General features: G+C 37.9%; 8 protein-coding genes and 1 rRNA gene. 7 read left to right on the top strand and 2 right to left on the bottom strand.

What is annotated here, in order from left to right; genetic code table 11:
- From rrf to zupT, 5 genes are all read left to right on the top strand, one after another.
- Nucleotides 1–109: ribosomal RNA gene (gene rrf, locus CYK47_RS14465) — 5S ribosomal RNA — on the top strand; the annotation flags it as partial.
- A 418-nt stretch (nucleotides 110–527) separates the two neighbouring features.
- Entirely contained in the window at nucleotides 528–1886 is a 1359-nt protein-coding gene (locus CYK47_RS14460; protein WP_122902497.1) for an MFS transporter, read from the top strand.
- A 438-nt stretch (nucleotides 1887–2324) separates the two neighbouring features.
- Nucleotides 2325–3809 (top strand): sodium-dependent transporter, encoded by a 1485-nt coding sequence (locus tag CYK47_RS14455; RefSeq protein WP_122902496.1) that lies wholly within the window; start codon nucleotides 2325–2327, stop codon nucleotides 3807–3809.
- 1 nt (nucleotide 3810) lies between these two features.
- On the top strand, nucleotides 3811–3921 hold the full coding sequence (locus CYK47_RS14450; RefSeq protein ID WP_122902495.1) for a methionine/alanine import family NSS transporter small subunit: 111 nt from the start codon (nucleotides 3811–3813) through the stop codon (nucleotides 3919–3921).
- Between the two features lie 84 nt (nucleotides 3922–4005).
- Nucleotides 4006–4812 (top strand): zinc transporter ZupT, encoded by an 807-nt coding sequence (zupT, locus tag CYK47_RS14445; protein WP_122902494.1) that lies wholly within the window; start codon nucleotides 4006–4008, stop codon nucleotides 4810–4812.
- Between the two features lie 34 nt (nucleotides 4813–4846).
- Here zupT and rsmB read toward each other — a convergent pair whose 3' ends face one another.
- Together rsmB and fmt are read right to left on the bottom strand one after the other, a co-directional pair.
- A complete protein-coding gene (rsmB, locus tag CYK47_RS14440; RefSeq protein ID WP_122902493.1) occupies nucleotides 4847–6154 on the bottom strand; it encodes a 16S rRNA (cytosine(967)-C(5))-methyltransferase RsmB in 1308 nt (435 codons plus the stop codon).
- Nucleotides 6154–7110, bottom strand: coding sequence for a methionyl-tRNA formyltransferase (fmt, locus tag CYK47_RS14435; RefSeq protein WP_122902492.1), 957 nt, complete (start codon nucleotides 7108–7110; stop codon nucleotides 6154–6156). The genes rsmB and fmt overlap by 1 nt, the downstream gene beginning before the upstream one ends.
- Before the next feature lie 285 nt (nucleotides 7111–7395).
- Here fmt and CYK47_RS14430 point away from each other — a divergent pair, with 285 nt between their 5' ends.
- A complete protein-coding gene (locus tag CYK47_RS14430; RefSeq protein ID WP_122902491.1) occupies nucleotides 7396–8457 on the top strand; it encodes an RNA-guided endonuclease InsQ/TnpB family protein in 1062 nt (353 codons plus the stop codon).
- Nucleotides 8458–9033: 576 nt separating this feature from the next.
- The coding region (locus tag CYK47_RS14425; RefSeq protein WP_122902490.1) for a BapA/Bap/LapF family prefix-like domain-containing protein at nucleotides 9034–9862 on the top strand (829 nt) is incomplete at its 3' end.

The following is a 9862-nucleotide window of genomic DNA, read 5'->3' as shown; positions in this document are numbered from 1 at the left end:
GACAATAGCAAGAGTGAACCACCTGATCCCTTCCCGAACTCAGAAGTGAAACCTCTTAGCGCTGATGGTAGTGTGGGGTTACCCATGTGAGAGTAAGTCATCGCCAGCTCATTATTCTAAAAATCCCCCTGATCATTCATCAGGGGGATTTTTTTCGACTTTAAAAAAGGCTAAAACCGTTTAGCATTGAGATTTATTGCTAAAATTTCCGACGAAATACCCTTAAACAGAATGTTTTTACTTTCTTTAGTCGTATAGAGGTATGTTTTTTAATTAAGTTTATGTTTTTAATAAATTATTAAATCAATTTATTTTAAATTAAGTTTTGATGAAGTATATCAAGATAAAATTTGCTGATTTTTTTAGTATAAAAATGCCTAATTATATCTTTAAAGCATAATTAAATACCTTAAGGGTTTTGGACAAAGCCTTATATCCTGTCATTCTTATTTAATCAAAAAATGAATGATTGTTCATTTTATGCAAATACAAAAATAAGAAAATCTCACAATTGGAGGTGAGTGTAAATGACAGCGCAAACAATGAATGTCAATGCTGTAGTCGACAAGGCAAAGTTTAAACCTTTCCATATGACGGTAGTACTATGGTGCTTATTTGTCGTACTTTTTGATGGTTATGATCTAGCAATTAATGGTGTGGTTTTACCTCTACTGATGCAAGAGTGGGGAATGACTGCAGTACAAGCCGGTATGTTGGCTAGTACAGCCCTTGCTGGGATGATGTTTGGTGCCATGCTATTTGGTATGTTGGCTGATAAAATTGGTCGCAAAAAAGTGATTCTAATCTGTGTGACCCTATTTAGTGGTTTTACTTTTTTAGGTGGATTTGCTGAAAATCCAACCCAATTTGGTGTATTACGTTTTATTGCAGGTCTTGGTATTGGAGGTGTTTTGCCAAACTTAGTGGCACTGACTTCTGAATATGCACCGCAAAAACTACGCAGTACCTTAGTGACTGCAATGTTTAGTGGTTATGCAATGGGCGGTATCATGGCCGCTTTATTAGGTGCTTGGCTAACTCCAACAGTTGGTTGGCAAATTATGTTTTGGATTGCAGGTATTCCATTATTGGTTTTACCTCTATTGATTAAATTTCTACCTGAATCTTTAACTTTCTTAGTAAAGCAACAACAGATACAAAAAGCGCAAAGTATTGTGCAAAAGTTAGCACCTGAAGAAAAAGTCACCGCAGAGACAGTGTTGGTATTAAATGAAGTGAAAGTACCTGATGCCTCTATTTCAGCTTTGTTTAAGCAAGGTCGTGGTTTAGGTACGATTTTATTCTGGCTAGCTTTCTTTATGTGTTTACTGATGGTTTACGCTTTAGGAAGCTGGTTACCAAAACTGATGATGGCAGCAGGTTATTCATTAGGAAGTAGTTTAATGTTCTTACTTGCACTGAATATTGGTGCAGTCATTGGAACTGCTGGTGGTGGGGTGCTTGCTGACCGTTTCCATCTTAAGCCTGTGATTATTGGTATGCTATTGGTAGGTGCTGTAGCTTTAGTGGGTCTAGGCTTTAATTCACCACAGCCTGTGATTTATTTACTGGTTGCTTTGGCTGGTGCTGCATCCATTGGTTGTAGTATTTTGCTTTATAGTTATGTAGCACAGTATTATCCATTAGCAGTACGTTCAACTGGCTTAGGTTGGGCATCTGGTATTGGGCGTATGGGCGCGATTGTAGGTCCAATTGTTATTGGCTTTTTGCTTGGTTTAGCACTACCACATAAGATTAACTTTTTAGCTGTCGCTATTCCGGCTATTATTGCAGTGATTGCAGTTGCCTTGATTCGTCCTGTAAAAGTTGAAGAAGAAACGATTATTGCAGCCAACCATGTAGAACCGATTAAACAAACCTCTTAAGTTTGTTTAAGAAAAGCTCCCAAATTGGGAGCTTTTTTTTGATGAAATGGTCTAAATTTAAAGCTGAATTAATAAATAAATAGAATGCTTAAATTACATGATTAAACTAATATTAATATTTAAGTGTGTTGAGCACAGTGCAATATAGTTATATTTTGAACAAGTGATAATAAGTTGCGCTTAAATAAACAGCATTAACGACATAAATTGAAGTAAAGCCAACCAAAAATAGGTATTGTGTTTCTATGAAGAGAAAACAATTCATGTGGGATTTTAAGCAAATCAGCATGATATTTTTTCTGTTTGTAATTTAGAACACGACGCCCAAAAGGTGTGAATCTAATTTCAAACACAACAAGATTAATATTGAAATGGTTATTTTTAGCAGCGATTAATCCAATAAAAAACGCTAAAAATTGACTAAGGTTTAGGTGTTCTATGACAGATACTCGCGAAAATTGGTCAGCTCGCTCTGGCTTTATTATTGCTGCGATTGGTTCGGCAGTTGGTTTGGGTAACATTTGGCGTTTCCCTTATGTTGCGTATGAAAATGGTGGTGGCGCATTTTTAATTCCCTATTTGATCGCCATTTTTGCAGCAGGTTTACCATTATTGTTTCTAGACTATGCGGTTGGGCATAAGTTTCGTAAAGCGCCCCCTACGGCGTATAAAAAGCTCATGAATGCTGAATCATTAGGTTGGTGGCAAGTGATGGTGACCTTAATCATTGGTATCTATTATGCGAGCGTATTATCGTGGGCAGGTAGCTACATGTTCTATTCTTTTGGACAGCAATGGGGTACCGATACGCAAAGTTTCTTCTTTAATACCTATTTGCAAAATGGCGAAGGTTTAGCACTGGGCTTTGTACCCACATTATTTTGGGGGTTAGTGATTGTCTGGGCTGCGGTGATGTTCATTCTTTATGGTGGTGTACGTCGCGGTGTGGAATTGGCCAATAAAATCTTTATGCCATTGTTGGTTATTTTATTCACAATTTTGGTAATTCAAGCGGTGCGTTTACCAGGTGCTACTGCTGGCTTAAATGCATTTTTTACCCCAAATTGGGAAGCGATGACCAACTATAAAGTATGGTTAGCGGCTTTTGGTCATATCTTTTTCTCTTTATCGGTAGGTTTTGGGATCATGTTGACCTACGCTTCATACTTAAAGCGTAAAACCAATATGACAGGTGCTGGCGTAGTTGTAGCTTTTGCCAACTCATCATTTGAAATCTTAGCAGGGATCGGGGTATTTGCAGCATTGGGCTTTATGGCTTACAGCTCAGGTGCATCAGTTGAAGATGTGGTATCGGGTGGTATTGGTTTAGCTTTTATTGCTTTTCCAAAAATTATTTCGAGTATGGGTGCAGGTGGCGATTTATTTGGTTTCTTATTCTTTGCTTCCTTAACCGTAGCAGGTATCACCTCAATGGTGAGTATATTACAAGTACCGATAGCAGCATTCCAAGATAAGCTCGGTTGGTCATTAAATAAATCAGTGACAATTGTAGCGGGTGGGTCAGCGCTGATCTCGACTTTAATTTTCTCAACGCATAGTGCGATTACGTTTGTCGATATTATTGACTACTTTGCCAATAACATCGGTATTGTTGGTGGCGGGCTATTGTCGATTATCTTATTGTCATGGTTACGTCGTCCACTGTTAAAGCAACTTGAAACACATATCAATCAATACTCTAGCATTAAGTTAGGTATCGGCTGGAACTTCTTATTAACGATTGTTACTCCGCTGTCTTTGGTCGTGGCATTAGCGTTAACCTTAAAGTCAATTATGGCAGAAGGTTATGGTGGATATGATGCCCATATTCTATGGATTGTTGGGGGAGGTACATTAGCCTTCTTTATTGTAGGTGCAATTGTATTGAGCTTAATTAAAGACCGTAATTCTGAGGAGAATTAAGATGAATACATCTGCACTCATAATGATGATCATTTCTATTGTTTTACTATGGGGTGGTCTAGTTTGCGCCATAATTCATTTGGTCAAACATCCAGATGAAGTTGAAGACTAAAATCAAAGAATAAAATTATTGTTTTTGTAAATAATAGTCATTATCATTTAATTGATGGTGACTATTTTTTTTGTGGCCTAATTTATGTCAATACTATTAACTACAGACGTTTTAATCGCATTTTGGGTCACTTTTATGGCGGGACTAGCGACCGTCATTGGCGGTATTTTGGTGGTTTTTTTTAATCAGCCAAGTTATCGGTTGTTATCTTTTGGTCTGGCTTTCTCTGCGGGTGCTATGGTCTATGTTGCACTCACAGAAATTTTAAATAAATCGATTGATGCTTTTAGTCAAAGTTATGATGCTAATTTAGGTTTTGCATTTGGCACATTGGCTTTTTTATTGGGCGTGATTTTAGTTTTATTACTAGATCATTTTATTCCTAATCCGCATCAGATGATTGAGAATAATCATGCTGAATTTGCTGCGCAGCAGCAATTACTACGTACAGGTTTATTAACGCTATTTGCGATTACTATGCATAACTTACCCGAAGGTTTAGCCACATTTTTTGCAACTTTAGAAAGCCCAATGTTAGGCGCACCGCTTGCGGTTGCTATTGCCATTCATAATATTCCCGAAGGTGTCGCGATTGCATTGCCTGTATATATGGCAACAGGGAGACGTGATTATGCAATTTTGGCCAGTCTAGTGTCAGGATTAGCAGAACCGTTAGGAGCTGCACTAGGTTACTTTATTTTGGCGCCATTTATGGGGACGTTAGTATATGGAACAATTTTTGGTTTGATTGGTGGCATTATGGTGTATTTAGCTTTAGATGAACTGTTACCAACTGCCAAGCGCTATGCGCAAGGACATGAAACTGTTTATGGCTTAGTGACAGGTATGGCATCTCTAGCCATTAGTTTGGTGATTTTCCGCTTTGTATAGAATAAAAAAAAGGTGGCTTAAGCCACCTTTTTAATTATGCAGTTTTTTGCATTAAGCAATAGAAGAAACCATCACCGTGTCCCACTTGTGGAAATAATTGGCGACCATGGATTTGTTCTACGCCCCAATCAGCTTCAATTTTAATTTCTTGAGCATCAGCGTGTGTACTAAAGAAATTGACCATTTGTTGTTCATTTTCAGCTTTTAGAATTGAGCAAGTAATATAAAGTAGCGTCCCGCCGACTTTAAGCTGTTGCCACATGTTTTCTAAAATCTGCTTTTGCAATTCAACAGTTTGTTGAATATCGGTTGATTGACGCAGTAAACGAATATCTGGATGACGACGGATGACACCGACCGCAGTACATGGCGCATCAAGCACAATACAGTCTGCTAGTTCAGGCGATTGCCATTGAATTGCATCTGCAGTGACGACGTCAACATGATCACCGGCGAGTACTAAGCGCTCTAAGTTTTCTGAAAGACGTTTTAAACGTTTTTCGTCTTGGTCTAAAGCAATCAGTTTCTTCACATCATAGCGTTCTAAGATGTGTGCAGTTTTACCACCCGGTTCGGCACAGGCATCAATCACAAATTTATCATCTAAATTTGGCAGTAAGGTTGCGCAAAGCTGTGCGTGTTCATCTTGTACAGAGAAACCGCCCGCTTCAAAACCGGGTAGGCTAGGAATGTGTAGACTTTCATCCATTACAATACCCACGTCGGAAATTTCGCAGCGATGTGCAGCAATGCCTTCGTCTTCAAGAATATCAAGGTATTCGTCACGGCTCACTTGACGGTTATTGACACGTAAAGTCAGTGGCGCGAGTTGCTTAAGTTCATAGCTGATTTCAGCGAGTTGCTCGCCCCAATCTTTTTTCAGACGTTTAGATAACCAGCTTGGTAAACCCGGTGCTTGTTCTAATACATCATAGAATTGTTCAGATTCACGGGTTGCACGACGCAAAATTGCGTTTACCACACCACTTAAACTTTCCATGCCTAATTGCTTACATGCGTCTACAGTTTCAGAAATCGCAGCATGGGCAGCAACACGGGTGCAAAGTAATTGGTATAAACCTAAATACAGGCAAGTTTCGACCACTTGGTTTTCTAAAGGTTTAGAAAGTAAGGGTAAGGTCAATTGCTTTAATGAATGCCATTGGCGTAAGCAGCCAAGCACTAATTCATGATAGAGCGCACGGTCTTTGTCCGACACAATGTTCATGTGCTGGGCTAAAACCGATTGCAATGATTGACCATTTTGGACAGCCAATAACGTTTTTACAACCTGAGCACGTAAGTTGAGGTTTTTACCTGAGGCGTGGGGAGATTGCTTCATTATAAAATTTGTCCAATATTCAATTTTTGAGTTTGCAGAATTTGCACTGCATTTAAGGCTTTGGCGCCCGGCCATTGTAATGATGTTAAGATAATCACTTGACCATCACCACATGCGACACTAACGCCGTGTTTACTAATTGCAATAATTTCACCTGCTTGAGCTGTCACTTTCTGCTCAGAAAGTTTTGAGTTCCAAACACGTAAATTATTTTGTTCGTCTAAACGAATAAATGCCACTGGCCATGGATTAAAGGCACGAATATTGCGATCAATTTGTACAGCCGATTGTGACCAATCAATTTCTGCTTCCGCTTTAGAAAGCTTATGCGCATAAACGGTTAAATCTTCGTTTTGTACTTCGCGCTCTGCGAGATACTTTTGTAATGTTGCTTCAGAGGCTAATACTTCTACTAAAGCTTCAGCACCTTGTACAGCAAGTTTATCATGCAGGCTGGCTGAGGTGTCATCCGCCAAAATTGGACAGATGGTTTTAAACATCATATCGCCTGTATCTAAACCAGCGGCCATTTTCATAATCGTGACGCCAGTTTCTTGATCACCTGTGGCAATTGCACGTTGAATCGGTGCTGCACCACGCCAGCGCGGTAATAAAGAACCATGAATATTAAGGCAGCCATATTTAGGCGTATCTAACACCACTTGTGGCAAGATCAAGCCATAAGCAGCCACCACCATAACATCGGCATTTAAAGCTTTAAGTTCAGCTTGTGCTGCTAAACCTTCTTCAGTTGAAGATTTGAAATGTAAAGGTTGATAGACCGGTAGCTGATGTTCTACAGCTAATTGTTTGACTGCTGATGCAGTGAGTTTTTGTCCACGACCTGCTTTGCGGTCAGGTTGCGTGTAGACCGCGACAATTTTATGTTCAGTTTTAAGTAATGCTGCTAATGCAGTTGCAGCAAATTCTGGTGTGCCCGCAAAGATAATTTTCAATTCAACAGCTCATACAGTAGTTTTCTAAATTATAGCAAACTGCGAAAATCCGAGTGCACTTATTGTCTGTAATTCCAATTAACAATCGATGCGTAGAGCTTTTAAGCTTTGTAAGAGATGCTAAGTAACCGAGAGAAATAAGCTAAATCTAGAACACAAGCGAATTTATCAAATGGAGCGTAAAACTCTGTCCTTCAGGTCAGAGATATAAGTGACACGACATAAAGTGTCGTTTGATTTAACTAAGGACTATTTTCCTTGAGTTTTGATTGTTAATATAAGTACATGAAAACCCTTAAATTACATATAAAAGACAAACATTGCAAGGTGTTAGACCAACTAGCATCAGAAGTGAACTTCGTCTGGAATTATGTCAATGATTTAGGGTTTAGGCATTTGAAGCGGAAAGGTGAATTTCTCTCTGCTTTTGATATTGCCAAATATACGAAAGGCACATCCAAAGAATGTAATTTACATAGTCAAACCATTCAGGCTGTAACTGAAGAATTAGTCACCCGAAGAAAGCAATTTAAAAAGGCAAAGCTGAAATGGCGTGTCAGCAATAAAAAATCAGCAAGGCGCTCTTTGGGATGGGTTCCCTTTAAAAAGGTGGCTATCAAATATGCCAATGGATATGTCCAGTATGGAAAACACCAATTTAAGCTTTGGGATAGCTACGGTTTAAGCAAATACACGGTAAAAACAGGTTCATTTGTAGAGGATAGCTGTGGGCGTTGGTATGTATGTCTTGTTGTTGAATCGCCTAAGCAAGATAAATCGACAGCAACCAAAGCGATTGGTATTGATCTAGGCTTAAAAGATATTGCCACTTGTTCTGATGGCACTGTAATTTCAAATCCAAAATTCTATCGAAAATATGAGCAGAAATTAGGTATTGCTCAGAGAGCAAGGAATAAGAAGCGTGTTCGTGCATTACACGCCAAGATTGCAAATAGTCGAAAAGATCATTTGCATAAAGCAAGCACCAAGCTTGTGAATGAAAATGCATTGATTATTGTAGGTGACTTGAGTGCTAAAAAATTAGTAAAAACCAAAATGGCAAAATCTGTTTTGGATACAGGATTTTCTGCACTAAAAACCATGCTCAAGTATAAATGCGAGAACGCAGGCGTATTGTTTGAAGAAGTCCAAGAAGCCTATACCACCCAAATCTGTTCGTGCTGCGGTGAGATCACCTCAAGTAGTCCAAAAGGTAGGACAGATCTTGGAATAAGAGAATGGGAGTGCATGAGCTGTGGTACAGCTCATGATCGAGATATAAACTCAGCTCTAAACATTCTTGCGCTTGGGCATAAGCGTCTAGCTGTAGGAATCACCCTCTTTTAAGGGGGTGAGGATGTCAAGGTTTGGGATGTACTTGTATAAGAGATGAATTTTGTCCTATTATATTTAAATATTCACATAATTTTTGAATCATTAAAATCAATGTAAATAAGTTGGATAGGCTTATTTATATTTAAGATGGATTAATTTTTATCAACATATTTGAAGCTTAAAAGTAGAAATATTTTTCGGCTATTTAAGTACGAAAAATTGTAGTGATTTTATTTTGATTAGAAAATCTACACTATCTATTAAGATTTTATTGTTTTAATAGCCAAATTTATACAGATTATGAGGCAGGTTAGGCATTTTTTTATAAAAAATGAAAAAAAATCACTTTATTAATTTATTTTAAAATCAATGTGTTAGATTTTTATTATTCATTTAATTATTTTATTTTTCATATTTTTTTTTGGTGCTTTAGAATCAATTAGTTATTAATATTAAATGATTTTTTTAAATAATTAGATTAAATTTTTATATAAAATAATTTTCTTTATCACATTTAAACAGTAGTTTACATCACTGTATGTTTATTGTTCAATCTCTAGGAATAATAATCCAAAAGAGAACATAACAATGACAGCCAATATTCAAGTCTATAACCTCGCCACTCGTGAAAAACTTCAAGACCTGAGCAATACGAGTATCGTTGATCTGAGTACATCCTCTGTTGTTAAGGTAGATTTATATAAAGAAGACATTAAACAATATGTACGTGAAGGCAATAACTTAGTTTTAGTATTGAATTCAGGGGAAAAAATCCTCATCGAAGATTTCTTCGTACAATTTAATGATCAACCACAATCACAATTGGTTTTATTAGATGAGGAATGTGGTTTCTTATGGTTTGACTATAATAATGGGGCAGTATATTTCAAAGACATTACAGGTTTAGAACAAATTGTCTTTGGTAAAAGTACTAACTTTTGGCCATGGATTTTAGGGGGCTTACTGCTAGGTGGTGGTATTGCAGCTTTAATTGATGACGATGATAAAGATCCTGCCAACCCAACTACAGTGACTGGTAATGATGGCAAAGGCATAGAGGATGATGGTGCTATTACAGGTACAGTGGTTGCAGAAGACAAAGATGGGATGACCAATCCTGATTTTACCATTATAAATCCGCCAGAAAACGGTACAGCAACTATTGATCCAGATACAGGTGAATGGAGTTATGTACCAAACGAAGATTGGTATGGTACAGACAGTTTTACTGTTGTAGTGACAGATGATAAAGGTGTTGAAACTGAATTTGTTGTGACTGTAGATGTTGATCCTGAGCAAGATGCATTTGATGATGTAGATAGCACCGAAGAAGATACACCAATCACTCTTGATGTATTAGCTAACGATGCATTCGAAGGCACCAATCCAGTAATCACTCATGTCAATGGTCAGCCTA

The organism is Acinetobacter sp. B51(2017), from assembly GCF_003711395.1.
In the GTDB taxonomy this organism is placed as follows: Bacteria; Pseudomonadota; Gammaproteobacteria; order Pseudomonadales; family Moraxellaceae; genus Acinetobacter.
Note: the sequence above shows the minus strand (reverse complement) of the source record. Positions and strands in the feature narration are given on the sequence as shown.